Origin of the sequence: Roseovarius carneus (assembly GCF_020141465.1) — a bacterium.
GTDB lineage: Bacteria > Pseudomonadota > Alphaproteobacteria > Rhodobacterales > Rhodobacteraceae > Roseovarius > Roseovarius carneus.
This window is the reverse complement of the sequence record NZ_JAHSPD010000001.1, coordinates 1,336,874-1,361,409: the sequence shown is the minus strand read 5'-3', so window position 1 is coordinate 1,361,409 and position 24,536 is coordinate 1,336,874. Positions and strand designations below refer to the sequence as shown.

Here is a 24,536-nt window from a genome sequence, read left to right as displayed (position 1 = left end):
GCGCGCGGGGCAGCGTTTGTAAAGTGCCGCCAGGCTGGCGCGCACATGCAAGCCCGTGCATAAATGCCCCGAAAGGAGCCGCCCATGACCACGCCCAGCCTTCTCATGGATATCGGCGGGACAAACACCCGCCTCGGCCTCAGCCATTTTGGCGCTTTGGATGCAGCCAGCGTAGAGACCTTGCGCAATGCCGATCATACCAGTTCAGAGGCGCTGATTGAGACCTATCTGATGGGGCGCCCTGTCTCGGCCATCGCCGCCGGGGTGGCGGGGCCAGTGCAATCAGGGACGGCGCAGCTCACGAATATCGACTGGCATGTGGATGGTGCGCGGCTTGCCCGCATAACTGGCGCGCAGACGGTTCATCTGATCAACGACCTCCAAGCACAGGGCTATGCGCTGGACGATCTGGCCCCTGAGAGCATCACCGAGATTTTGCCGGGCATGCCTGTGCGCGGTACACGTCTTGTGCTCGGGCTTGGCACTGGCTGCAATATCGCGGTGGTCTACCGCACGGGCGCGTGGCTTTTCGTGCCACCATCCGAGACGGGCCATTCCCGCCTACCCCATATGCCAGACCTGCCCGACGGGGTGATCGAGCATCTGGCACGGTCTGCGCCGCATCTGCCGATTGAGGCCGTGCTGAGCGGCCCCGCTCTCACCCAGATCGCCGCGTGGTTGGGAGAGGGCGATGATCTGCCAAGCTTGCTGCAAGACCCTGAGCGGCACACAACCCGGATCGCGCTCCATGTGCTTGGCCATGTGATAGGTGATCTGGCGCTCACCCATCTGCCGACCGAGGGCATCACCCTTATCGGCGGTCTGGCGCGTGCGCTGGCCCCGCATCTCATGCGCCCCGAATTCACTGAGCGGATGTGGGCCAAAGGCCCCTACCGCGCCATTGCGACGCGCGTTCCGCTACGTGTCTTGCACGATGATACCGCTGCCCTCATCGGCTGCGCCCGCCTTTTAAGGCAAATCAGCGCCTAGCGTCGCGCGTTCCTCCTTTTCCCCGCGCCCGCGCCCTGCCATACTCGGCCTCAATCAAAAGCAAAGAGCAGCGGTATGAATGACCTTCTGAGCGGCGGATCAAGCCCGAGCGATTATGACGCCTCCTCCATCGAAGTGCTGGAGGGGCTGGAGCCTGTGCGCAAACGCCCCGGCATGTATATTGGCGGCACGGATGAGCGCGCGTTGCATCACCTCGTGGCCGAGGTTCTGGACAACTCCATGGACGAGGCTGTGGCAGGCTATGCCAACCGGATCGAGGTGGAGCTGCACGCCGATTACTCCATGACGATCCGCGACAACGGGCGCGGCATCCCCGTCGATCCGCACCCCAAATTTCCCGACAAATCCGCGCTTGAGGTGATCCTCTGCACCCTGCACGCGGGCGGCAAATTCTCGGGCAAAGCATACCAGACATCGGGCGGCCTGCACGGGGTGGGCGCGTCGGTGGTCAACGCGCTGAGCGATTCCATGGTCGTTCAGGTCGCCCGCGACAAGGAGCTGTGGGAACAGTCGTTTTCGCGCGGTATCCCGCAGGGTCCTGTGCAAAAAATCGGCGCCGCCCCCAACCGGCGCGGCACCACGGTAACCTTTCATGCCGATGAGCAGATTTTTGGCGCGCACCGGTTCAAGCCTGCGAGGCTTTTCAAATCTATCCGCTCCAAGGCCTATCTCTTTTCCGGTGTTGAGATCCGTTGGAAATCGGCCATCAATGACGGCGAAACTCCGCAAGAGGCCACATTCCACTTCCCCGGCGGCCTCGCCGATTACCTGCGCGAAACGCTCGGGTCGGCCTCCACCTACGCCGATGCCCCCTTCGCCGGGACCGTCGATTTCAACGAGCGTTTCCAAGCCCCCGGCAAGGTCGAATGGGCCATCAATTGGACCCCCGCGCGCGACGGGTTCATCCAGAGCTATTGTAACACCGTGCCCACACCCGAGGGCGGCACCCATGTGGCGGGTTTCTGGGCCGCAATCCTCAAGGGGATCAAGGCTTACGGCGAGCTGTCGAACAACCGAAAGGCTGCGCAGATCACACGCGAGGATTTGATGGCGGGCGGCTGCGCGCTGGTGTCGTGCTTTATCTCGGAGCCGGAGTTTGTCGGTCAGACAAAAGACCGCCTCGCCACCACCGAGGCCGCGCGCCTCGTAGAGGGTGCTGTGCGTGATCACTTCGACAACTGGCTGGCCGCCGACACGAAATCAGCGGGCGCGATCCTCGATTTTCTGGTGCTGCGCGCCGAGGAGCGTCTGCGCCGCCGTCAGGAGAAAGAAACCCAACGCAAAACAGCCACCAAAAAGCTGCGCCTGCCCGGCAAGCTGGTCGATTGCTCCTCCGCGACTCGCGAGGGCACGGAGCTTTTCATCGTCGAAGGCGACTCAGCGGGCGGATCGGCCAAAATGGCGCGCGACCGCAAAACCCAAGCGCTCTTGCCCTTGCGCGGCAAAATCCTAAACGTGCTGGGGGCGGCCTCTTCCAAACTGGGGTCCAACGCCGAGATCTCAGACCTGACCCAAGCGCTCGGCGTGGGCCTCGGCAGCCGCTTTAACATCGACGATCTGCGCTATGACAAGATCATCATCATGACCGATGCGGATGTGGACGGCGCGCATATCGCGGCGCTCCTGATGACGTTTTTCTTCAGCCAAATGCGACCCATGATCGACACAGGCCATCTCTACCTCGCCTGCCCGCCGCTCTACCGGCTTAGCCAAGGGGCCAAACGCGTCTACTGTCTTGATGAGGCCGAACGTGACATGTGGATGGAAAAAGGCCTTGGCGGGAAGGGCAAGATCGACGTCTCCCGCTTCAAAGGCCTCGGTGAGATGGACGCCAAGGACCTCAAGGACACCACCATGAACCCCGCGTCCCGCAAACTGATCCGCGTCACGATTGACGAGGATGAGCCGGGCGAGACCGGCGATCTGGTCGAGCGCCTCATGGGCAAGAAACCCGAGCTGCGGTTTCAGTATATTCAGGAAAACGCGCGGTTTGTGGAGGAACTGGATGTTTGAGGGACTGTTGGTGGATGAGTCAAGCCAATAGCGCCGACCACCAGCGGAGGGGCAAGCTCAATGTTCCGGCGCAGCATGGCTCGGAGCTGAGCGTTATCCTAGGTCGGGCCGCATCGCTGGCCGGGCCAGCCCGAGACCAACCGCGCCCACCAAAAATCACCCCCAAAACCCGCCGCGCAAATTCCTGCCCATACACCGCGCGGTCAAAGACAACCCTTGCTTTTTGGCGTCTTAGGGTGCATACGACTTTTGCGACCCGACCTCTATCGACCACCTGCTCCTAACGGCTCAGTCACTCGATCTTGCGACGATAAGCCAGGCTGCCGCACTTCGCGGGTAGCAACTATTAGGAGACACTCACATGGCCAATGGCACAGTGAAATGGTTTAATTCCACCAAAGGTTACGGCTTCATCGCCCCCGATGGTGGTGGAAAAGATGTGTTCGTGCACATTTCTGCAGTCGAGCGTGCCGGCCTGACCGGCCTCGCAGATGACCAGAAAGTCACCTTCGACATCGAAGAGGGCCGTGATGCCCGCCAGTCCGCCGCGAACATCGTTCTCGTCTAAGCGACTGTTATCTAATTCGAAAAAGGGCTCCTTCTGGGGCCCTTTTTTATTGCGCATCCATCTGCGCCGCCGCGATCAGGGCAGCAACCTCCGGGCCCAACGCCTCGACGATCCGTGTCACCCCGGCCGCGTTCGGGTGGATGCCATCGGGCTGAAAAAACCGTGCGCGCACGTCCTCCTCACCCGCCAGCCCTATGAAGAAATCAGGGGCCAGAGCCGTGCCATATTCCGCCGCCAGATCGGGGTAAATCGCATCGAATTCCGCCTTATACGCAGCCCCATAATTGCTTGGCGCAGGCAGCCCCACCAGCAGCACCTCCACGTCTTGCGCGCGGGCTTCTTGCATGATTCGTTTCAAGTTTGTGCGCGCCACCTCCGGCGCGATCCCGCGCAGAAGGTCATTTCCGCCCAGCGCCACGATCATCGCGTCCACTTCCGGCGTGAGGCTCCACGCGACCTGCGCCGCCCCGCCTGCCGTGGTCTGGCCCGACACGCCGCCATTGATCACAACCGCAGGGATCCCCGCTGCCTCCAACCATGCGGAGAGTTGCGGCACAAACCCTTCTGCTTCGATCAGGCCATAGCCCTGCGTCAGGCTATCGCCCAGCGCCAGAACCGTGACCGGCTCGGCCCATGCGGGCGAGGCCAGGAAAAGAAACCCCGCCGCCGCCTTGCCGCGCCAGCCCGCACCGATATATCCAAGGGTGTCCCGCAAACATAGGCGTCCCATGACCTCTCCCCTCATTTCCCTGCAAAATGCACAGCTTTCACTTAGGGCCGGTGCAGGTCTGGTCGAGATTTTGCGCGGGATCACGCTGGATGTCCATCCGGGTGAAACGGTGGGCCTCGTGGGGCCGTCCGGCTCGGGAAAATCCTCGCTCTTGATGCTGATGGGCGGGCTGGAGAAGGCGACGGGCGGCGTTGTGATGGCGCTTGGACAGGATCTCGGTGCGATGAACGAGGATGCGCTGGCCCGGCTCCGGCGCGATAATATGGGCGTGGTGTTTCAGTCATTTCACCTGATCCCCACAATGACCGCGCTGGAGAATGTCGCAACCCCTCTGGAGCTTGCGGGCGCGCCCGACGCAGAGGCGCGCGCGCTGGCTGAATTGGACGCGGTAGGCCTTTCTGCGCGCGCCGGGCACTACCCCGCTCAGCTTTCGGGCGGGGAACAACAGCGTGTCGCACTGGCCCGGGCCGCCGCCCCGCGCCCCAAATTGATCCTTGCGGATGAACCCACTGGCAATCTCGACACCGCTACTGGGGCCAGCATCGTGGAGCTTCTTTTCGGACTGCGCGAACGGCATGGCGCGACGCTGGTTCTGGTCACGCATGACATGGACCTCGCGCGCCGTTGTGACCGGGTGATCGCACTGCGCGATGGGCAGATTGCAGCATCGGAGGCCGCGTGACCCTGCGCATCGCGGCGCGGCTTGCCCGGCGGGAGCTGCGCGGCGGGCTGGCGGGGTTCCGCATCCTTCTGGGTTGCATCATCCTCGGGGTGGCCGCGATTGCCGCCGTGGGCACGATCCGCGAGAGCATCACCGCCGGGCTGACCGCTGAGGGCGCGGCCCTCTTGGGTGGCGATGCGGAGATTGAGCTGACCTACCGCTTTGCCTCCGAGGGCGAGCGTGCGTGGATGGCCGAGACAGCGCTGGCGGTGTCCGAGGTGGTCGATTTCCGCTCCCTTGCCGTGGCGGGCGATGAGCGGGGGCTCACCCAAGTGAAGGCGGTAGATAATCTCTATCCGCTGATTGGCGCGGCGCGGCTTGAGCCGGATATGGCCTTGGGCGCGGCGCTGGATGGTGCGGAAGGCCTCCCCGGTGCCGTCATGGACCCCGTGCTGATTGCGCGGCTGGATATGGTGCCGGGCGACAGGTTCGCGCTGGGTACACAGGAGTTCATCCTCATGGCCGCGCTCGTGCGGGAGCCGGACAATGCCACCGGCGGCATCGGCCTTGGGCCCCGGACGCTTCTGAGAACCGAAGCGCTGGCCACTTCGGGTCTGCTGCAACCCGGCACGCTCTTCTCCACCCGTTACCGCCTGACCCTGCCGCCGGGCACTGATCTTGAGGCACTTCAAGCGGAGGCTGAGGCCGCGAGCGAGGCGTCCGGACTGCGCTGGACCGATGCGCGGAACGGCGCGCCCGGCGTGGCGGAATTCGTCAACCGGCTGGGCGCGTTTCTCGTGCTTGTGGGGCTGAGCGGGCTAGCCGTGGGGGGCGTTGGCATTTCGGCGGCTGTGCGCGCCTATCTCGCCCGCAAGACCGAGACCATCGCAATCCTGCGCACTTTGGGGGCTGGGCGCGGCACGATTTTGGCCACGTATTTTATCCAGATCGGCGCGCTCTGCGCCCTTGGCCTTGTCGTCGGCACGGTGCTGGGCGCGGGCATTCCCGTGCTGCTGGCCCCCCTTTTGGAGGCGCGGCTGCCTGTGCCCGCGCGCTTCGCTTTTTATCCCGGCCCGATGCTGGAGGCCGCGATCTACGGCACGCTGGCCGCCCTTCTCTTCACGCTCATCCCGCTGGCCAAGGTGCAGGATATCCGCGCCGCGCGCCTCTTCCGCGATGGCGGCGCGTCTGAGCGGACATGGCCGCCGCTGCCGTTCCTCGCTGTCATAGCACTTCTTCTGGCGTTGCTCGTCACCGCCGCTGCGGTCTTTTCCGGTAATCTTATGCTCACACTCTGGACCGCCGGGGGCATCCTTGGCGCGCTCATTCTTCTGGGTCTCGCCGCGCGCGCGATCAAGGCGCTGGCCCGCGCTCTGCGCCCTGCTGCGCGCGGTCGCCCCGCCGTCGCTTGGGCGCTTGGGGCCATCGGCGGGCCGGGCACGACGGCGGGTCCTGTGGTTCTGTCACTGGGCCTTGGCCTCAGCGTACTGGCCGCTGTGGGGCAGATCGACGGCAACCTGCGCGGCGCGATCGAGCGGGATCTCCCGACCCGCGCGCCCGCGTTCTTCTTTGTCGATCTTCAGCGCGACCAGATGCCCGAGTTTCGCGCCCGGATGGAGGCCGACATGGGCGTCACCGAAGTCCAAGCCGCCCCCATGCTGCGCGGCATCATCACCCAGATCAATGGCCGCCCCGCAGCGGAGGTCGCAGGCACCCATTGGGTGCTGGAAGGCGACCGCGGTGTGACCTATTCCGACGCCCCGCCGGAGGGGGCCGAAATCACGGCGGGCGCATGGTGGCCCGAGGATTACGCAGGCCCTCCACAGGTCAGCTTCGCCGCAGAAGAGGCCTCAGAAATGGGGCTGAACCTTGGGGACGCGATCACTGTCAACATCCTTGGTCGCGACATCACCGCGACCCTCACATCGCTCAGGGTGGTGGATTTCTCCACCGCCGGGATCGGCTTCATCATGTCGATGAACCCCTCCGCGCTGGAGGGCGCGCCGCATAGCTTCATCTCCACCGTCTATGCCGCCCCCGAGGCAGAGGGGCGGCTCCTTCGGGAGATATCGAACGCCATGCCAAACGTCACGGCGATCTCCGTGCGGGATGCGATCAGCCGGGTCTCGGATCTGTTGGGCAGTCTCGCCTCGGCCACGTCATGGGGGGCGGCGGCGACATTGCTCACCGGGTTCCTTGTGCTGATCGGGGCGGCGGCGGCGGATCAGGGTGCTCGAGTTTATGAGGCGGCAGTATTAAAGACCCTAGGGGCCAGCCGGGGGCGCATTTTGCTGAGCCTTGCCCTGCGCGCGGGGCTTTTGGGCGCGGCGGCGGGGATCGTGGCGATTGGTGCGGGTATATTGGGCGGCTGGGCGGTCAGCCATTTCGTGATGGACACATCCTACCGCGTGATCTGGCCGTCGGCGCTGGCAATTGTCATAGGCGGCGTGGCGGTCACACTTCTGGCGGCGCTCGCCTTTGCATGGGGGCCGCTCAGGGCGCGCCCGGCGCGGGTCTTGCGCGCGCGCGAATAGGCTCAGGCCGCCTCGGGACAGCAGGGCGCGCCGAGCATCTCGAACAGCGCGTCATTTCCGCAGACCAGCGCATCGAGCGTGATCCCGTCGAGATGCGCAAAGAACGCCTCCGCCGCATCCGAAATGGCCAGCCGCAATCGGCACGCGCTGATCAGGGGGCATGTATTGTCCACATCGGCAAAACATTCGGTGAGCGGCGCGGCCCCTTCAAGGTCGCGAAACACATCGCCGATCAGGATATCCTCGGCCGCGCGCCCAAGCGCCAGACCCCCGCCGCGCCCGCGCTGTGTCGCAAGGTAGCCCAGCTGCGACAGCTGATTGATGATCTGCGCGAGATGGCTCTCAGACGTGTTGCAGCGCGCAGCCACCTCTCCCTTGGTCACACGCCGCCCTTTATGGACCGCGCAAAACATCAGCACGCGCATGGCGATATTGCTGCGTTTGGTGATCCTCATGAGCGCGCGGCCTTTCCGGGCAGTTGCATGATATCGATCATGCCTGCAAAAAGGCCTCAGCGGATTGATGCAGATCAAGGGGGATCAATGGACAGCGCGGAGCATGGATGGGTCTTTGGCTATGGCAGCCTCGTGAACCGGGCGACGCATGATTATCCAGATGCACGGCCCGCAAGGCTGACCGGGTGGCGGCGGGCCTGGCGGCTCACCGATCTGCGCCCGGCGCCGTTTCTCACGGCGGTGCGCGCACCGGGCCATGCAATCGACGGGCTGCTCGCGCCGGTGGCGGCGGAGGCGTGGCCCGCGCTTGATCTGCGCGAGGCGGGGTATGAGCGGGTGGACGCCGCCGCGATGATCACGCATGGCCTGCCCGGAGCGCCCCGCATCGCGGTCTATGCAGTGCCAGAGGCCGCCCATCGCCCACCTGCGCCGTCACATGCCGTGCGGCTCAGCTATCTTGATGCGGTTGTGCAGGGGTATCTTGCCGAGTTTGGCGAGGCGGGCGCGCAGGCGTTTTTCGAGACGACCGATGGCTGGGACACGCCCATTCTCGATGATCGCGCGGCACCACTTTATCCGCGCCATTGTGCGCTAAGCAGGCATGAGCGGGCCTTTGTCGATGCGCAGCTTGCGCGCTTATCGGCGCAGATGCAGCAAGCTGAGTAGCCGCGCCTGAAGCTGGAACGGTGCCTCGGGCTGAGGGCCGCCCGCATTCGTCTGCGCCATCACCCTGCCCGCCAGAACGAGAGCCAAGAGGCCGAAGATCATACCGCCAAGCGCCTGACCAATCAGCACCCCCGGCGCGCCAAAAAGCGCCGCGCCGATCATAACCAAAGGGATCGTGCCCAGCGTATGGCGCGCCCAGTTCACCCCGGTGGAATAAAGCGGGCGGCCCAGATTGTTGAACGCCGCATTGGACACGAAAAGCATCCCGTTGAAGAAAAACAAAAGCGCGAGCGGGCCACAGAACAGATAAACCAGCTCGCGCGTGATGCCATAGGCACCAAAGAGATCGGCAATCGGTCTGCGCAGCCCAAAAAGGAGCGCGGAGACCGCGACCACCACAAGGGCCGTGAAAATCAACCCTGCGCGAAACGCCCCGCGCACCCGCTCGGCATTGCCCGCACCGTGGTTCTGGCCAATGATCGGCCCCACCGCCCCCGAGAGCGCAAAAATCACCCCGAAAGCCAGCGGCGTCAGACGCCCGACAATGGCCATCCCCGCCACGGCAAGCTCACCAAATTCGGCCATGGCGCGGGTGACGTAAGCCTGCCCCACGGGCGTGGCGAGCTGCGTGAGGATCGCGGGGCCGGCGATAGCCAGAACCGGCGGGAAATCCCGCGCAAGGCTGCGCCATGTGGGGCGCTTAAAGCCGCCATAATGCTTGAGAATGGGCAAGAGCGACGTGGCCGCCATGACCACCCGCGCCGCCACTGACGCGAGCGCCGCACCGGTGAGATCAAGACCCAGCCCGAAAATGAGTATCGGGTCGAGCACCGCATTGACGCCGCCCCCGTAGAGTGTGGCGTACATCGCACGGCGCGCATCGCCATGGGCGCGCAAGATCGCACCGCCAACCATGCCGACGATCAAAAACGGCAAGAACGGCACGATGATCGCGAGGTAATGCACCGCCAAGACAGCCGTCTCGCCTGTGGCCCCCATGAGGGCCACGAGCCATTCAAGCTGGCTCCAGACGAGCGCGGCGAACACCGCGCCGGAAAGCACACCGTAGATAAGCGCATTGGTCGCGCGTTCCCGCGCCACCTCTTCATCGCCTGCGCCGAGGGCGCGCGACACCAAAGCACCTGCCGAGATCGCCATGCCGATGCCGAAGGAGGTGGTGAAGAAAAGGATCGCGGCGGCGTAGCCCACGGCGGCGGCCAGCTCGGCCTTGCCCAGCATCGCGATGAAAACCATATCGAGGAAATCGACAAAGAATATCCCCATGAGGCCCACCGAGGCGGTAAGGGACATCACACTGACATGGCCGAAAAGATTACCGCTCAGGAACTTCGCGGGCCTGCCGCGCTGTGCTGCGCCCTGCGGTCCGTCAGGTGATCTCCCAGCGGCGCCATCCGGCGTTTCGCCCTGTGTGGGCGCCGCCATGATTACTTGGCCCGGACAGTCTGCAAGAGCGGCAGAAGCTGCCCCATATCAGGCCCATGCGCCTGACCCGTGAGCGCCTTTCGGAGCGGCATGAAGAGACCCCGGCCATTGCGGCCCGTCTGCTCCTTCACCGCCGCCGTCCAAGTGCCCCACGTGGTCGCATCCCATGGGCGCGCGGGCAAAAGCGCCATCGCTTCAGTGACGAACTCCTGGTCCTCATCGTCGATCACGGGCTCTGCCCCATCACGGCAGAGGGTCCACCACGCCTCAAGGTCGCTCATCACGGTGATGTTCTCGCGCATCACGGCCCAAAACTGCTCGGCATCTGCCTCGGGCACACCCAAGGCGGCGATCTGACCTGCGACGCACGCGTAGTCCCGCGCCGCGATCAAACGGCCCGTGAGGGGGAAGAGATCCGCCACGTCGAATTTCGTGGGCGCCGATCCGAAGCGCCCAATATCGAACCCGTCGATAAGCTCCGCCATATCGGTACGCAGCTCCACTGGGTCTGCCGACCCCAGCCGCGCCATGAGGCTGAGAAGCGCCATAGGTTCCACGCCCTGCGCGCGCAGGTCCCGCAGGCTGAGCGTGCCCAGCCGTTTGGAAAGCGACTCGCCCTGCGGGCCGGTCAGAAGCGAATGATGCGCGAAGGAGGGCACAGTGCCGCCCAGCGCCTCGATGATCTGAATTTGGGTGGCAGTGTTGGTCACATGGTCCGATCCACGCACCACATGGGTCACGCCCATTTCCGTATCATCCACGACCGAGGCCAGCGTATAGAGCACCTGCCCGTCGCCCCGGATCAGCACCGGGTCCGACACGGACGCCGCATCAATCGAGATGTCGCCCAACACGCCGTCGTTCCATTCAATCCGGTTCTGGTTCAGCTTGAAGCGCCACACGCCCGCGCCCCGTTCGGCACGAAACGCGTCCCGCTCGGCCTCCGTCAGGGCCAAGGCCGCGCGGTCATACACTGGCGGGCGGCCCATATTGAGCTGTTTCTTGCGCTTGAGGTCCAGCTCAGTCGGCGTCTCGAACGCCTCGTAAAACCGCCCCATCTCGCGCAGCTTATCTGCGGCCTCATGGTACTGGTCCAGCCGCTGCGATTGCCGCTCCACCCGGTCCCATGTCAGGCCGAGCCACTCCAGATCTTCCTTGAGCGCATCGACATAGGCCTCCTTGCTCCGCTCGGGGTCCGTATCGTCGATCCGCAGGATGAACGTGCCGCCCGACTTACGCGCGATCAGATAGTTCATCAGCGCGGTGCGCAGGTTACCAACATGGATGTATCCGGTGGGCGATGGGGCAAAACGGGTGGTGGTCATGAAAGGCTCCCTGACTGGCGCAATGACTGGCGCGGTGCATCTCATAGCGCCGGGCATTTGTCCAGAAACGCCGCCGCGCTCACATCCGCGTGAGGGCCTCGCAGCAGCGCGTGCGCGTGCTATAGTATAAGCCGACCCAGCAAAGGATATGCCGATGAAATCCCCAATGATCAGTCGCCGCCACCTGCTTGCCACCGCCGCCGCGATACCGCTGGCCGGGGCCGCGCATACCGCAGCCCCCATGCTGGGTGCCGCACAGCCGCCCTTCCGCCGTATCACGCTGGGCGCATTTGAGGTGACAACCCTCCTCGCAGGAAGCCGCACAGTGGCTGAGCCGCACAATATCTTCGGCCTCAACGTCGATGCGCCCACGTTTGAGGCCGCCGCAGACGCGGCCCTGATCCCCTCGGATGAGGCGCATTTCTTCTTCACCCCCACCGTGGTCAACACCGGGGCCGAGCTTGTGCTCTTTGACACGGGCCTCTCCGCTGAAGGGACCACAGCCGCCCTTGCCGCCGCTGGCTACACCCCCGATCAGATCGACGTTGTGGTGATCACCCACATGCATGGCGACCATATCGGTGGGCTGATGAACGCGGGCAGCGCAACTTTTGCCAATGCCCGCTACGTCACGGGCTCTGTCGAGTTTGATGCATGGGCCGCTGCCGAAAATGAGGGGTTCGATGCCAATATGCGCCCCTTGGCCGAGCAGACCACGATGATCGCCCCTGAGGACACCCCCGCCCCCGGCATTACCGCGATGAACGCGTTTGGCCACACGCCGGGCCACATGACCTACCGGATCGAAAGCGAGGGGCACAGCCTGATCTTGGGCGCGGATTTTGCCAATCATTATGTCTTCTCGCTGGCCCATCCTGAATGGGAGGTGTCGTTCGACATGGACAAGGCAGCCGCGGCCCAGACCCGCCGTCGCCTGCTCGATATGCTGGCCGCCGACAAGCTGCCTTTCGTGGGCTACCACATGCCCTTCCCGGCTTTTGGCTATGTGGAAACGGCAGGTGATGGGTTCGCCTATGTCCCCGAGAGCTATCAGCTCAGCCTCTGATCCGGCCTGTGCAAAGGCCCTCCGGGTCTTCCCTTCCGGGCGGCGGCGCGCCATATCTGGCCCATGACGCCGCCCGACACCCCTGATGAAAGCACCGACACCTCGCTGGACGCGATCGAGGCCATGGCCCGCGCCACGATCGCGGACTTTCCCGAGCCGTTCAAAACCCTTGCTGCGCCTGTGGTGCTGCGCGTTGAAGATTGGCCCGAGGCCGAGGTGCTGCAAGAGTTCGGCATAACGGACCCTCTGGAGCTTACAGGCCTCTATGACGGCCTGCCCATGACGGAAAAATCACTGTCCGATCCGGCGCCTTTTGCGGATGTGGTCTGGCTTTACCGTCGCCCGATCCTGTCGGAATGGTGCGAGAGGGATGGCGTGCCTTTGAACGATGTCGTCGCCAATGTGACGGTCCATGAATTCGCGCATCACTTCGGCTGGTCTGACGATGATATCGCAGCAATCGACCGATGGTGGGAATAGACCAAGAGACCAGTGTATCGGCATTGGTCGACCGAACCTGCGAACTGCGCGGCATCGCAAGTCGGCGTTGATGGCCGCACCAACTGGAAGGGTTGCGCTGTGGTCACAACGGTTAAAAACCGTTTTCCCTGCGCCAATTCTAGTTCTGAAAAGATCGAAAAATACCTGAAAGTCAGAGCCTTATCAGCTTATGCCTTGAAGATATTTGGTGCCCAGGAGAGGACTCGAACCTCCACACCCTTGCGAGTACTAGCACCTGAAGCTAGCGCGTCTACCATTCCGCCACCTGGGCCCATTTAGGGACTTGTCGTGAGCGCAGCGTTTAGCCCCCGCACCCATCAGTGTCAACGCCAATTTGCCGCCCAAGCCACCTCCCCTTGCGCCTTGCGGCAGAGGGGGCTTGGCGCTAATCAGGGGGCGCAAACATGCGCCAGCACTGCGGAGGGCCAGATCATGTCGAAACTCGTCACCATATACGGCGGATCAGGCTTTGTGGGCCGGTATATCGCCCGACGCCTGGCCCAGGCTGGCTGGAGGATCCGGGTCGCGGTCCGCCGGCCCAATGAGGCGATGTTCGTGAAGCCCTATGGCTCGGTCGGGCAAGTGGAGCCTGTGCTGTGCAATATCCGCGATGATGCCAGTGTGCGCGCCGTCATGCAGGGGGCCGATGTGGTCATCAACTGCGTCGGGACGTTTGACCGCAAGGGCAAGAACAATTTCACCGCCGTGCAGGACGAGGGTGCCGCGCGCATCGCACGCATTGCCGCCGATGAGGGGGTTGCACGTATGGTGCATCTGTCGGCCATTGGCGCGGATGCGGACGGGGCCAGCCTTTATGCGCAATCCAAGGGTCGGGGCGAGGCCGCGATTTTCAAGCATTTCCCGACCGCAGTGATCCTGCGCCCATCCGTGGTGTTCGGCGCTGAGGATCAGTTTTTCAACCGCTTCGCCGGGATGACGCGGCTCGGGCCAGTTTTGCCCGTTGTGGGCGCGGATACGAAGTTTCAGCCGGTTTATGTGGACGATCTAGCCAAAGCCGCCGTGATGGGCGCGGAAGGCACCGCCAAGCCGGGCATCTATGAGCTTGGTGGGCCAGATGTGGATACGTTTGCGGGCCTGATGCGGCGGATGCTGAAAGTGATCCGTCGGCGCAGGCTTGTGGTAAACATTCCTTATTTTGTCGCCACACCTCTGGCCATCATGATGGAGCTTGCACAGACCCTCAGCTTTGGGATCATCCCGGCACAGATCACGCGAGATCAGGTGCGCTCGCTCAAATCCGATAATGTGGTGCCTGAGGGCGCGCGCGGATTTGCCGATCTGGAAATCGCGCCACAAGCCATGGGCGCGGTTCTGCCCGACTATCTCTGGCGCTTCCGGCCCTCAGGACAGTATTCGGCGATCAAGGAATCCGCAAACGATCTGCGCGACTGATCCGGGGTCGCGGGGATGTCAGACACCACACTGGTCGCGGCCTTTCTGGGGCTTGTGGAGGGGCTGACCGAGTTTATTCCGGTATCATCGACTGGGCACCTCATCCTTGGCGGGCATTTTCTGGGGTTTGACAGCAAGGGCAACACATTCGAGGTGGTGATCCAGCTTGGGGCGGTTCTCGCAATTATCCTGGTGTATTTCGCCCGGCTCAGCACGGTGATCCGACAGGCCCCACATGATCCCGCTGCGCGGCGGTTCCTCATTGCGGTTCTGCTGGCGTTTTTGCCCTCCGCGCTGATTGGCGTGATGGCGCACGGGTTCATCAAAACGGTGCTTTTCGAGACGCCAAAGTTGATTGCCCTGATGCTGATCCTCGGGGGGATCGTCCTGATTTTTGTGGACCGTTTCGCGCCCGAACCGCGTCACAGCGATGCGATGCGCCTTCCGGTGGGTGTGGCGGTGCGGATCGGGCTTTTTCAGTGTCTGGCGATGATACCCGGCACCTCGCGCTCGGGCTCCACCATTGTGGGCGCGCTGTTGATGGGGGTGAGCAAGCGGGCCGCGGCGGAATTTTCCTTCTTCTTATCGATCCCGACCATGGCCGGGGCCTTTGCCTTTGACCTCTACAAAAACCGCGACATTCTGGATGTGTCGGCGATGGGCGATATTGCCGTGGGCTTCGCCATGGCCTTTCTCAGCGCGATCTTCGTGGTGCGCTGGCTCCTCGATTTCGTGAGCCGTCATGGGTATGCGCCGTTCGGGTGGTGGCGAATCACTGTGGGCAGCATTGCCATGGCGCTGCTTTGGGCTGGCTTTTAGAAGTTAGGTCACACTTGTTTACCATTTTTTTGATGGCATCGTGAAAATCTCAACAAATCCACAGGCGAGTGATCAATATAGATCACTATTGCTGACTTTTATTTCCGATCCGACCATATTATAAGCGGCCAATTGGAAATGAGGTGACCTGTGGCCAAAGACCCTATGCTGAAATTCGTGGATGTGGCGCGCGATATGCCCGAGAAGCGCCCGCCTGACCTGCGCAATCAGGATTTCCGCGAGATCTACGCCGAATACGCCACCGAAAAGGCAGCCGAGCAGGCCAGCCGGTGCAGCCAATGCGGCGTACCCTATTGCCAGAGCCACTGCCCGTTGCACAACAACATCCCCGATTGGCTGCGCCTGACGGCCTCGGGGCGGCTGCGCGAGGCCTATGAGGTGGCGCAGGCGACCAATACATTTCCCGAGATTTGCGGGCGGATTTGTCCGCAGGACCGTCTGTGCGAGGGCAATTGCGTGATCGAATCCTCTGGCCACGGAACCGTCACCATCGGCTCGGTCGAGAAATACATCACCGACACCGCGTGGGACGAAGGCTGGGTTCAGCCCATCGCACCGCGTGAGGAGCGCGCGGAGAGCGTGGCCATCATCGGCGCGGGTCCGGGCGGATTGTCGGCGGCAGATGTGCTGCGCCGGTCGGGCATTCAGGTAACTGTCTATGATCGCTATGACCGCGCGGGCGGCTTGATGACCTACGGAATTCCGGGCTTCAAGCTTGAGAAAGACGTGGTGATGCGCCGGATTGATCAGCTGGTTCAAGGCGGCGTCAAAATGGAGCTGAACTGCACCATCGGTGAGGATGTGACATTTGATGAGCTGCGCGCGCGCCATGATGCGGTGATCATCGGCACCGGCGTTTACAAGTCGCGCGATATCGAAGCCCCGGGCAGCGGCGCGCAGGGCATTGTGCCCGCGCTGGACTTCCTGACCGCCTCGAACCGTCTGTCGTTTGGCGACACTGTGCCCGAATTTGACGATGGCACGCTCAATGCCGTGGGCAAGCGTGTCGTGGTGATCGGCGGCGGTGATACGGCTATGGATTGCGTCCGCACAGCCGTGCGCCAAGGGGCTAAATCGGTCACCTGCCTTTACCGCCGCGACCGGGCCAACATGCCCGGCAGCCAGCGTGAGGTGGCCAATGCCGAGGAAGAGGGTGTGGTCTTTGAGTGGCTGAGCGCGCCTCTGGCCTTTATCGGCGCGCCTGCCAGCGCCGTGCGCGTGCAGCGTATGCGCCTTGGCCAGGCCGATGCGACGGGCCGCCAAAGCCCTGAGGCCATTGACGGTGATGTCTTCGACGCCCCCGCAGATCTTGTGATCAAGGCGCTCGGGTTTGAGCCTGAGGACCTGCCCACACTCTGGGATCAGCCGGAGCTGGGCGTGACCCGCTGGGGCACGATCCGGGCCGAGTTCGGCACCGGGCGCACGGCCCTGCCCCGCGTCTATGCGGTGGGCGATATCGTGCGCGGTGCGAGCCTTGTCGTCTGGGCGATCCGCGATGGGCGCGAAGCGGCTGTGGCGGTTCTGGAGGATCTGGAAGGCGCATCCGCCGTGGCGGCGGAATAGAGCGCTGACCCAATAACCGAAGGACGTGTAAAGCGATGAGAACCGGGAAATGTATGTGTGGGGCCGTAAGCCTGACCATCAGGTCAGAGCCAGATACGTTCAATGCATGTGCCTGCGACATGTGCCGCCGCCTGACCGGATCGCAATTCATGTCCGTATGGGTGCCCTTCGAGGATGTCACGATTAAGGACGCAGCTCAGGTGCGCACGATCCAAAGCTCTGATTGGGCCGAGCGGGGATTTTGCGGCGCGTGCGGATCATCGCTTTGGTATCGGCCAACGGGCGGGGAGCCGGGTGTCGGCCTCTCTCTGGGCCTCTTTGATGATCTGAGCGGGCTTGCGTTCGACGGGCACTGGTACACCGACAAGGCGATCTGCGCCCTTCTGAACCAGCCGCCCAAAAGCCCGATGACCGAGGCCGAGGTAGACACCCAGTTTGAAAGTGGCAGCGCGTAATACGCGCGCCCTGACCGAGATACAAAAACAACGACCCCGCAAGCGGGGCCACACAGCGCAAAGATAGGATGACAGCATGACCCGTTATGACGAAAGCTGGGCGAAAGCCGAAGAAGCCAAACGCGCATGGATGGCCGAAAGCGGCATGTATTCGGAAGCCGAGGAGCATTCCTCCTGCGGCGTGGGCCTCGTGGTGTCGATCAACGGCAAGCCCTCGCGCCGCGTGGTCGAGGCGGGCATCGACGCTCTCAAGGCCATCTGGCACCGGGGTGCGGTGGATGCAGATGGCAAGACGGGTGACGGCGCAGGTATTCATGTGCAAATCCCCATTCCGTTTTTCTATGATCAGATCCGCCGCACCGGGCACGAGCCGCAAGAGGATCAGCTTATCGCCGTCGGTCAGGTGTTCCTGCCGCGCACGGATTTCGGCGCGCAAGAGACCTGCCGCACGATTGTGGAGACCGAAGTGCTCCGCATGGGCCACAACATATATGGCTGGCGTCATGTGCCGGTCGATGTGACCTGCCTTGGCGACAAGGCCAACGCGACCCGCCCCGAGATTGAGCAGATCATCATCTCCAACACGCGCGGTGCGGATGAAGAAGAGTTTGAGCGCGAGCTTTACGTCATTCGCCGCCGGATTGAGAAAGCAGCGGCGGCGGCGGGCATTTCGGGGCTCTATATAGCCTCTCTCAGCTGTCGATCGATCATCTATAAAGGCATGATGTTGGCTGAGCAGGTCGCCGTCTTCTACCCTGACCTGATGGATGCGCGCTTCAAAAGCGCATTCGCAATCTATCACCAGCGCTATTCCACCAACACCTTCCCACAATGGTGGCTGGCACAGCCGTTTCGGATGCTGGCGCATAATGGCGAGGTCAACACGCTCAAGGGCAACATCAACTGGATGAAAAGCCACGAGATCCGCATGGCCTCGGGCACGTTTGGGGACATGGCCGAGGATATCAAGCCGATCATTCCGGGCGGCGCATCCGACAGTGCGGCCCTTGATGCCGTGTTCGAGGTGCTGGTGCGCGCGGGCCGCTCTGCGCCGATGGCAAAGACGATGCTGGTGCCGGAATCGTGGTCCAAGCAGGCCGAGGAATTGCCGCAGGCGTGGCGCGATATGTATTCCTATTGCAACTCGGTGATGGAGCCGTGGGACGGCCCCGCAGCCCTTGCCATGACCGATGGGCGCTGGGTCTGCGCGGGGCTTGATCGCAACGGCCTGCGTCCGATGCGATATGTGGTGACGGGCGATGGGCTTGTCATCGCGGGATCGGAGGCCGGGATGGTCCCGATTGACGAGAGCACCGTGATCGAGAAGGGCGCGCTTGGCCCCGGTCAGATGCTGGCCGTGGATATGAATAAGGGTCTGATGTTCCACGACACCGAGATCAAGGACAAGCTGGCAGCCGCCTTGCCCTTTGGCGAATGGGTCAGCAAGATCACTGATCTTGATGCCAAACTGGCTGTGGTGAGCGAAGCGCCGATGCATACCGGCGCGGATCTGCGCCGCCGCCAGATCGCGGCGGGCTATTCCATTGAGGAGTTGGAGCAGATCCTTGCCCCCATGGCCGAGGACGCGAAGGAGGCTGTGGCGAGCATGGGCGACGACACGCCAAGTGCCGTGCTGAGCAAGACCTATCGCCCGCTCAGCCACTATTTCCGCCAGAATTTCAGCCAGGTGACAAACCCGCCCATCGACAGCCTGCGTGAATACCGGGTGATGAGCCTCAAGACACGTTTCGGCAATCTCAAGAACGTGCTCGACGAGAGCAGCGCTCAGACTGAGATCGTGGTGCTGGAAAGCCCGTTCGTGGGCAACGCGCAATGGGACGTTCTGCTGACACAGCTCAGCGCGGACACGGCCATAATTGATTGCACCTTTGGCCCCGGCAAAGGCGCGCTTCAAGAGGGTCTCACCCGTATCCGCGCCGAGGCGGAGGATGCCGTGCGCTCGGGCGTGGGTCATATCGTGCTGACCGATCAGGGCGTGGGCGAAGACCGCATCGGCATGCCGATGATCCTTGCGACAAGTGCGGTCCATAGCCACCTCACCCGCAAAGGCTTGCGGACGTTCACATCGCTCAACGTGCGCTCGGCCGAGTGTATCGACCCGCATTATTTCGCCGTGCTGATTGGTGCAGGGGCCACCGTGGTCAACGCCTATCTTGCGGAGGACAGCATTGCCGACCGGATCGAGCGCGGCCTTCTGGAGGGCAGCCTCACCGAGGCGGTGGCGCGGTATCGTGCGGCGATTGATTCAGGCCTGCTCAAGATCATGTCCAAGATGGGCATTTCAGTCGTGTCCTCCTATCGCGGGGGCCTGAATTTCGAGGCCATCGGCCTCAGCCGCGCGATGTGTGCGGAATATTTCCCGGGTCTGACCAGCCGGATCAGCGGCATCGGTGTCACCGGCATCCAGACCAAGCTGGAGGAGGTCCACGCGCGTGCCTACAAGGGGGCCGAGAACATTCTGCCCATTGGCGGCTTTTACAAGGCGCGCAGCTCCGGCGAGAGCCACGCATGGGGCGCGCAGACCATGCATATGCTGCAAACCGCGTGCAACACGGCGAGCTTTGAGCTTTGGAAACGCTATAGCCACGCGATGCAATCAAACCCGCCCATTCATCTGCGCGATCTCATGGCGATCAAGCCCATGGGAAGTGCGATCCCCATTGAAGAAGTCGAAAGCGTTACCGCGATCCGCAAACGGTTCGTGACGCCCGGCATGTCTCTGGGCGCACTCAGCCCCGAGGCGCATAAAACGCTCAACGTGGCGATGAACCGGATCGGCGCACGCAGCGACAGCGGCGAGGGCGGGGAAGATCCCGCGCATTTCGTGCCGGAGCCCAATGGCGACAACCCGTCGGCCAAGATCAAACAGGTGGCATCGGGACGCTTTGGCGTCACGGCGGAGTATCTCAATCAATGCGAGGAGCTTGAGATCAAGGTCGCCCAAGGCGCGAAGCCCGGTGAGGGCGGGCAATTGCCGGGCATGAAGGTCACGGACCTCATCGCGCGGCTGCGCCATTCAACCAAGGGCGTCACGCTGATCTCGCCGCCGCCGCATCACGATATCTACTCGATCGAGGATCTGGCGCAGCTGATCTATGATCTCAAGCAGATCAACCCGCGCGCCAAGGTCACCGTGAAGCTGGTGGCGCAATCGGGCGTGGGCACGATTGCGGCAGGTGTGGCCAAGGCCAAGGCCGATGTGATCCTCATCTCCGGACATAATGGCGGCACGGGCGCATCCCCTGCCACGTCGATCAAATATGCCGGGCTGCCATGGGAAATGGGTCTTACAGAGGCGCATCAGGTGCTGAGCATGAACAACCTGCGCCAGCGGGTGACGCTGCGCACGGATGGCGGATTGCGCACCGGGCGCGATATCGTGATGGCCGCCATGATGGGGGCCGAGGAATACGGGATCGGCACCGCCGCGTTGATTGCCATGGGCTGTATCATGGTGCGCCAGTGCCAGAGCAACACATGCCCGGTGGGCGTGTGCACCCAAGATGAGGCGCTGCGCGCCAAATTCACCGGCAATGCCGAGAAGGTCGTGAACCTGATCACGTTCTATGCGCAGGAAGTGCGCGAAGTTCTGGCCTCCATCGGGGCGCGCAGCCTTGACGATGTGATCGGGCGGGCCGATTTGTTGACGCAGGTCAGCCGCGGGTCGGCGCATCTTGATGATCTGGATCTCAACCCGATGCTGATCATGGTCGATGGCTCCAAGGAGATCCGCTATGACCGCCATCGCGCGCGCAACGAGGTGCCAGATACGCTGGACGCCGAGATCGTGCGGGACGCGGCACGCTTTCTCAACGATGGCGAGAAGATGCAGCTGCATTACGAGGTGCAAAACACCGACCGCACCGTGGGCACGCGGCTGAGCAGCCATATCGTGCAGAAGTTCGGGATGCATAATGCGCTTCAGGAGGACCATCTGACCGTGAAGCTAAGCGGCTCTGCCGGGCAATCTCTGGGCGCGTTTGCCGCACCTGGGCTAAAGCTGGAAGTGTCGGGCGATGCCAATGATTACGTGGGCAAGGGCCTCTCGGGGGGGATGATCGTTGTGCGGCCGCCCATGTCCAGCGCGCTGAAGGCGTCCGAGAATACGATCATCGGCAACACCGTGCTTTACGGGGCCACGGCAGGGTATCTTTTTGCCGCCGGACGCGCGGGCGAGCGGTTTGCCGTGCGCAACTCGGGCGCGCATGTGGTGATCGAGGGCTGTGGATCAAACGGGTGCGAATACATGACCGGCGGCGTGGCCGTGATCCTTGGGCAGATCGGGGCCAATTTCGGCGCCGGGATGACTGGTGGGATGGCCTATCTTTATGATCCCGACGGGGTGACACCGAAGCTGATGAACCCTGAGGGCATCGTGACGGGCCCCGTGGCCAATCCGCACTGGGAGGCGCAGCTGCGCGGCCTGATCGAGCGGCACGCCGCAGAGACCGGAAGCACCAAGGCCAAGGGCATCTTGCAAAACTGGGACCGGGAGATCGGACATTTCGTTCAGGTCTGCCCAGCCGAGATGCTCGATAAGCTGCCCGCACCTTTGGGCTTTGCCGATATCGCCGTGCCTGCGGAATAAACAATGAGGGCCGCCGGAGTGATCCAGCGGCCCTTTTTCCTGCTTTTGCAGGCAGTGGCTTTGAGTATTTCTGCTAAGAAGAAGCCCTAAAGACTGGCGCGGTAGAGCTGCCCGATATTCTCAGCCGTGAGCGTGATCGGATTACCGCCACAGCTTGGGTCCGAGAGAGCCGACGGGATGAGCGCGTCAATCTTGGCGGGGTCCACGCCGAGCGCTTTGAGACCTTTCGGGATGCCAAGTGCATCGTTGAATTCCTGCACGAAGCTGCGGAACCCATCAAAGCCATTTTCGATATCGAGATAGGCGGCGGCGATGCGGAAGCGGTCGGCGATCATCGGCGCGTTCAGCTCCAGCACCGCAGGCATGCAAACGGCGTTCGTGGTGCCATGATGCGTGTGGTAATGCGCGCCGACAGGGTGGCTCATCGCGTGGATCGCACCAAGGCCCTTTTGGAAGGCGGTGGCGCCCATCATCGCGGCGCTCATCATCTGGGCGCGGGCTTCGATATCATTGCCATCGGCATAGGCGCGGGGAAGGTAGTCTTTCACAAGGCGCATCCCCTCCAGCGCGATCCCCTGGCTCATCGGGTGGTAATGTGGGCTGCTGAACGCCTCGACACAGTGGGCAAAGGCATCAAGCCCGGTGCCCGCGGTGATGAATTTGGGCATGCCCACAGTCAGCTCGGGGTCGCAGATCACAACCTCCGGCAGCACTTTGGGGTGGAAGATGATTTTCTTCTCATGGGTCAGCGCATTTGTGATCACGCTGGCGCGGCCCACCTCGGAGCCCGTCCCGGCGGTGGTGGGCACGGCGATGATGGGCGCGATGGCATCCGCGTCGGCGCGGGTCCACCAATCGCCGATGTCTTCAAAATCCCAAACGGGCCGCGTCTGGCCGCACATGAAGGCAATCATCTTGCCCAGATCCAGCCCCGAGCCACCGCCGAACGCGATCACGCCGTCATGGCCGCCCGCGTTATAGGCGGTCACTCCGGCAATGAGATTAGTCTCGTTGGGGTTCGGGTCCACATCGGCAAAGATCGCACGATCCAAGCCTGCGGCCTCCATGATGTCCAGCACTGTGGCCGTGACGGGCAGATCGGCCAGCCCCCGATCGGTGACCAGAAGGGGCCGCGTAATACCCGCTTGCGCGCAGGCGGCGGGAAGCTCGGCAATGCGGCCTGCGCCGAATTTTACCGATGTCGGATAGGACCAGTTTCCTGTCAGGCTCATGATGTGACTTTCTTAAGATGGTATGATTTGGGACGTGTGAGATTGTGATAACCGATGACCGACAGGCCGCCGCCGCGCCCGGTATCCTTGCATCCGGTCCAGCAGAGGCCCGGATCAAGGTAATCGGCGCGGTTCATAAAGACGGTGCCCGTCTCGATCCGGTCGCCAAGGGCGGCGGCGCGGTCCAGATCGGCGGTCCAGAGGCTCGCGGTGAGGCCGAATTGGCTGTCGTTCATCAGGCGCACTGCCTCGTCATCATCCTTGACGGACATGATGCCCACCACGGGGCCGAAGCTTTCGTCGCGCATCACGCGCATGTCGTGGGTGACGTTTGTGAGGATCTGCGGGGTGAGGTAGGCGCCGCCGTCATCCTCGGCAAAGCGCGCGATATGCGCGGTGGCCCCGGCGGCCACGGCCTCGTCTATCTGCGCACGCACCTCTTCAGCGAAACGCACATTGGCCATTGGGCCCATCGTTATGTCCGCATCAAGCGGATTGCCCAGCGTATAGCCACGCACAATCGCCACGGCCTTCTCCACGAAGGTATCATAGAGGCTCTCATGCACATAAATCCGCTCGATCCCGCAGCAGCATTGCCCGGCGTTGAACATCGCCCCATCAATCAGCGTATCGACCGCTGCATCCAGATCGGCGTCCTCCATGACATAGCCGGGGTCTTTGCCGCCAAGCTCAGTCGCCACCGCCGTGAACGTGCCCGCCGCAGCCCGCTCCATCGCGCGGCCCCCGCCAACCGATCCGGTGAAATTCACCATATCAAAGGCGCGGCCCGCAATGAGGTCTGAGGTCGTATCATGATCGAGAAAGACGTTCTGAAACACGTCCGCCGGGATGCCCGCCGAAACAAACGCCGCTACCATCCGCTCGCCCACCAAAAGGGTCTGCGTGGCATGTTTCAACATCACCGCATTGCCTGCAATCAACGCAGGTGCCACCGTGTTCACTGCTGTCATATAGGGGTAGTTCCAAGGGGCCACGACAAAGACAACGCCCTGTGGCACCCGCCGGATATAGCGCTTGAACGCCGCATCCTCGCCCACCTTGATATCGGCCAGCGCCTCCTCGGCAATCGCCGCCATATGGCTCGCGCGCTCATCAAACCCGCCGAACTCACCGCCATAGCGCACGGGTCGCCCCATCATATGGGCAAGCTCCGGTACTACCTCGTCGTTCATCGCACCCACGGCGGCCACGCCCGCCTGCACCAGCGCCACCCGCTCGGTCAGTGGCCGCGCCGCCCACGCCGCTTGCGCCGCGCGCGCCCGCGCTGCGGCCTCTTGCGCCGCCTCCAAACTCAGCACCGGGCGCTCTGCAAAAACAGAGCCGTCAATCGGCGATATACATTGCAACATCTTGCTCATTTCCGTCTCACTTTATCTGCAAAGGCCCCGGAAAACCCCGGTCTTCTTCTTGGCCAAAATACTCCCGCCGGA

19 protein-coding genes and 1 tRNA gene are annotated in these 24,536 nt (G+C 63.0%); 13 read left to right on the top strand and 7 right to left on the bottom strand.

Features of this window, described 5'->3' with window-relative positions:
- The first annotated feature begins 84 nt into the window (after window positions 1-84).
- The 3 genes from KUD11_RS06765 (at window position 85) to KUD11_RS06755 (ending at window position 3,592) form a co-directional block, all read left to right on the top strand.
- Window positions 85-990 (top strand): glucokinase, encoded by a 906-nt coding sequence (locus tag KUD11_RS06765; protein ID WP_109385458.1) that lies wholly within the window; start codon window positions 85-87, stop codon window positions 988-990.
- A 75-nt stretch (window positions 991-1,065) separates the two neighbouring features.
- Entirely contained in the window at window positions 1,066-3,024 is a 1,959-nt protein-coding gene (gene parE, locus KUD11_RS06760) for a DNA topoisomerase IV subunit B (RefSeq protein ID WP_109385460.1), read from the top strand.
- 361 nt (window positions 3,025-3,385) lie between these two features.
- Window positions 3,386-3,592, top strand: coding sequence for a cold-shock protein (locus KUD11_RS06755; protein ID WP_109385462.1), 207 nt, complete (start codon window positions 3,386-3,388; stop codon window positions 3,590-3,592).
- Window positions 3,593-3,638: 46 nt separating this feature from the next.
- Here the strand turns inward: KUD11_RS06755 and KUD11_RS06750 are convergent, their stop codons facing one another.
- Window positions 3,639-4,322, bottom strand: coding sequence for an arylesterase (locus KUD11_RS06750; protein WP_109385464.1), 684 nt, complete (start codon window positions 4,320-4,322; stop codon window positions 3,639-3,641).
- Here KUD11_RS06750 and KUD11_RS06745 point away from each other — a divergent pair.
- Together KUD11_RS06745 and KUD11_RS06740 are read left to right on the top strand one after the other, a co-directional pair.
- Window positions 4,321-5,004 carry an ABC transporter ATP-binding protein gene (locus KUD11_RS06745; RefSeq protein WP_109385466.1) on the top strand — a complete coding sequence of 228 codons (684 nt, stop codon included), beginning with the start codon at window positions 4,321-4,323 and terminating at the stop codon, window positions 5,002-5,004. The two genes, KUD11_RS06750 and KUD11_RS06745, sit on opposite strands and share 2 nt — an antisense overlap.
- Window positions 5,001-7,517 carry an ABC transporter permease gene (locus tag KUD11_RS06740; protein ID WP_109385468.1) on the top strand — a complete coding sequence of 839 codons (2,517 nt, stop codon included), beginning with the start codon at window positions 5,001-5,003 and terminating at the stop codon, window positions 7,515-7,517. The genes KUD11_RS06745 and KUD11_RS06740 overlap by 4 nt, the downstream gene beginning before the upstream one ends.
- A 2-nt stretch (window positions 7,518-7,519) precedes the next feature.
- On the opposite strand, the gene KUD11_RS06735 is transcribed toward KUD11_RS06740, so the two are convergent.
- Window positions 7,520-7,972, bottom strand: a complete 453-nt coding sequence (locus KUD11_RS06735) for an RrF2 family transcriptional regulator (protein ID WP_109385470.1) — start codon at window positions 7,970-7,972, stop codon at window positions 7,520-7,522.
- Between the two features lie 87 nt (window positions 7,973-8,059).
- On the opposite strand from KUD11_RS06735, the gene KUD11_RS06730 reads away from it, so the two are divergent.
- A complete protein-coding gene (locus KUD11_RS06730; RefSeq protein WP_109388125.1) occupies window positions 8,060-8,638 on the top strand; it encodes a gamma-glutamylcyclotransferase family protein in 579 nt (192 codons plus the stop codon).
- Here the strand turns inward: KUD11_RS06730 and KUD11_RS06725 are convergent.
- Both KUD11_RS06725 and gltX read right to left on the bottom strand, forming a co-directional pair.
- The gene (locus KUD11_RS06725; protein ID WP_109388123.1) at window positions 8,609-9,949 is read right to left on the bottom strand and encodes an MATE family efflux transporter; all 1,341 of its coding nucleotides are present in this window, start codon (window positions 9,947-9,949) and stop codon (window positions 8,609-8,611) included. The genes KUD11_RS06730 and KUD11_RS06725 overlap by 30 nt on opposite strands.
- 134 nt (window positions 9,950-10,083) lie before the next feature.
- Window positions 10,084-11,406 (bottom strand): glutamate--tRNA ligase, encoded by a 1,323-nt coding sequence (gltX, locus tag KUD11_RS06720; RefSeq protein ID WP_109385472.1) that lies wholly within the window; start codon window positions 11,404-11,406, stop codon window positions 10,084-10,086.
- 154 nt (window positions 11,407-11,560) lie between these two features.
- Here gltX and KUD11_RS06715 point away from each other — a divergent pair, with 154 nt between their 5' ends.
- Both KUD11_RS06715 and KUD11_RS06710 read left to right on the top strand, forming a co-directional pair.
- Window positions 11,561-12,472 carry an MBL fold metallo-hydrolase gene (locus tag KUD11_RS06715; RefSeq protein ID WP_397545205.1) on the top strand — a complete coding sequence of 304 codons (912 nt, stop codon included), beginning with the start codon at window positions 11,561-11,563 and terminating at the stop codon, window positions 12,470-12,472.
- A 63-nt stretch (window positions 12,473-12,535) separates the two neighbouring features.
- A complete protein-coding gene (locus KUD11_RS06710) occupies window positions 12,536-12,952 on the top strand; it encodes a metallopeptidase family protein (RefSeq protein WP_109385476.1) in 417 nt (138 codons plus the stop codon).
- A gap of 206 nt (window positions 12,953-13,158) precedes the next feature.
- Here KUD11_RS06710 and KUD11_RS06705 read toward each other — a convergent pair.
- Window positions 13,159-13,244: transfer RNA gene (locus tag KUD11_RS06705), tRNA-Leu, on the bottom strand.
- A gap of 161 nt (window positions 13,245-13,405) precedes the next feature.
- Here KUD11_RS06705 and KUD11_RS06700 point away from each other — a divergent pair.
- The 5 genes from KUD11_RS06700 to gltB all read left to right on the top strand — a co-directional run bounded on the left by KUD11_RS06700 (window position 13,406) and on the right by gltB (window position 21,853).
- Window positions 13,406-14,386 (top strand): complex I NDUFA9 subunit family protein, encoded by a 981-nt coding sequence (locus KUD11_RS06700; RefSeq protein ID WP_109385478.1) that lies wholly within the window; start codon window positions 13,406-13,408, stop codon window positions 14,384-14,386.
- A gap of 15 nt (window positions 14,387-14,401) precedes the next feature.
- Entirely contained in the window at window positions 14,402-15,205 is an 804-nt protein-coding gene (locus KUD11_RS06695; protein ID WP_109385480.1) for an undecaprenyl-diphosphate phosphatase, read from the top strand.
- A 150-nt stretch (window positions 15,206-15,355) separates the two neighbouring features.
- Complete coding sequence (locus KUD11_RS06690; RefSeq protein WP_181375291.1) at window positions 15,356-16,789, top strand: NAD(P)-dependent oxidoreductase; 1,434 nt, start codon at window positions 15,356-15,358, stop codon at window positions 16,787-16,789.
- Window positions 16,790-16,824: 35 nt separating this feature from the next.
- The gene (locus KUD11_RS06685; protein WP_109385484.1) at window positions 16,825-17,244 is read left to right on the top strand and encodes a GFA family protein; all 420 of its coding nucleotides are present in this window, start codon (window positions 16,825-16,827) and stop codon (window positions 17,242-17,244) included.
- 76 nt (window positions 17,245-17,320) lie between these two features.
- Window positions 17,321-21,853: a glutamate synthase large subunit gene (gene gltB, locus KUD11_RS06680; RefSeq protein ID WP_109385486.1), complete on the top strand. Its 4,533-nt coding sequence runs from the start codon at window positions 17,321-17,323 to the stop codon at window positions 21,851-21,853.
- 86 nt (window positions 21,854-21,939) lie between these two features.
- Here the strand turns inward: gltB and KUD11_RS06675 are convergent, their stop codons facing one another.
- Window positions 21,940-23,085, bottom strand: a complete 1,146-nt coding sequence (locus KUD11_RS06675) for an iron-containing alcohol dehydrogenase (RefSeq protein WP_109385488.1) — start codon at window positions 23,083-23,085, stop codon at window positions 21,940-21,942.
- Window positions 23,082-24,464 carry an aldehyde dehydrogenase family protein gene (locus KUD11_RS06670; protein ID WP_109385490.1) on the bottom strand — a complete coding sequence of 461 codons (1,383 nt, stop codon included), beginning with the start codon at window positions 24,462-24,464 and terminating at the stop codon, window positions 23,082-23,084. The genes KUD11_RS06675 and KUD11_RS06670 overlap by 4 nt, the downstream gene beginning before the upstream one ends.
- Window positions 24,465-24,536 lie beyond the last annotated feature (72 nt).

What these genes read in the sequence shown, in the direction of transcription:
- KUD11_RS06765 (WP_109385458.1), top strand. Translation starts at nt 85, where the DNA reads ATGACCACGCCCAGCCTTCTCATGGATATCGGCGGGACAAACACCCGC.
- parE (WP_109385460.1), top strand. Translation starts at nt 1,066, where the DNA reads ATGAATGACCTTCTGAGCGGCGGATCAAGCCCGAGCGATTATGACGCC.
- KUD11_RS06755 (WP_109385462.1), top strand. Translation starts at nt 3,386, where the DNA reads ATGGCCAATGGCACAGTGAAATGGTTTAATTCCACCAAAGGTTACGGC.
- KUD11_RS06745 (WP_109385466.1), top strand. Translation starts at nt 4,321, where the DNA reads ATGACCTCTCCCCTCATTTCCCTGCAAAATGCACAGCTTTCACTTAGG.
- KUD11_RS06750 (WP_109385464.1), bottom strand. Translation starts at nt 4,322, where the DNA reads ATGGGACGCCTATGTTTGCGGGACACCCTTGGATATATCGGTGCGGGC.
- KUD11_RS06735 (WP_109385470.1), bottom strand. Translation starts at nt 7,972, where the DNA reads ATGAGGATCACCAAACGCAGCAATATCGCCATGCGCGTGCTGATGTTT.
- KUD11_RS06730 (WP_109388125.1), top strand. Translation starts at nt 8,060, where the DNA reads ATGGACAGCGCGGAGCATGGATGGGTCTTTGGCTATGGCAGCCTCGTG.
- KUD11_RS06725 (WP_109388123.1), bottom strand. Translation starts at nt 9,949, where the DNA reads ATGTCCCTTACCGCCTCGGTGGGCCTCATGGGGATATTCTTTGTCGAT.
- gltX (WP_109385472.1), bottom strand. Translation starts at nt 11,406, where the DNA reads ATGACCACCACCCGTTTTGCCCCATCGCCCACCGGATACATCCATGTT.
- KUD11_RS06715 (WP_397545205.1), top strand. Translation starts at nt 11,561, where the DNA reads ATGAAATCCCCAATGATCAGTCGCCGCCACCTGCTTGCCACCGCCGCC.
- KUD11_RS06710 (WP_109385476.1), top strand. Translation starts at nt 12,536, where the DNA reads ATGACGCCGCCCGACACCCCTGATGAAAGCACCGACACCTCGCTGGAC.
- KUD11_RS06700 (WP_109385478.1), top strand. Translation starts at nt 13,406, where the DNA reads ATGTCGAAACTCGTCACCATATACGGCGGATCAGGCTTTGTGGGCCGG.
- KUD11_RS06695 (WP_109385480.1), top strand. Translation starts at nt 14,402, where the DNA reads ATGTCAGACACCACACTGGTCGCGGCCTTTCTGGGGCTTGTGGAGGGG.
- KUD11_RS06685 (WP_109385484.1), top strand. Translation starts at nt 16,825, where the DNA reads ATGAGAACCGGGAAATGTATGTGTGGGGCCGTAAGCCTGACCATCAGG.
- gltB (WP_109385486.1), top strand. Translation starts at nt 17,321, where the DNA reads ATGACCCGTTATGACGAAAGCTGGGCGAAAGCCGAAGAAGCCAAACGC.
- KUD11_RS06675 (WP_109385488.1), bottom strand. Translation starts at nt 23,085, where the DNA reads ATGAGCCTGACAGGAAACTGGTCCTATCCGACATCGGTAAAATTCGGC.
- KUD11_RS06670 (WP_109385490.1), bottom strand. Translation starts at nt 24,464, where the DNA reads ATGAGCAAGATGTTGCAATGTATATCGCCGATTGACGGCTCTGTTTTT.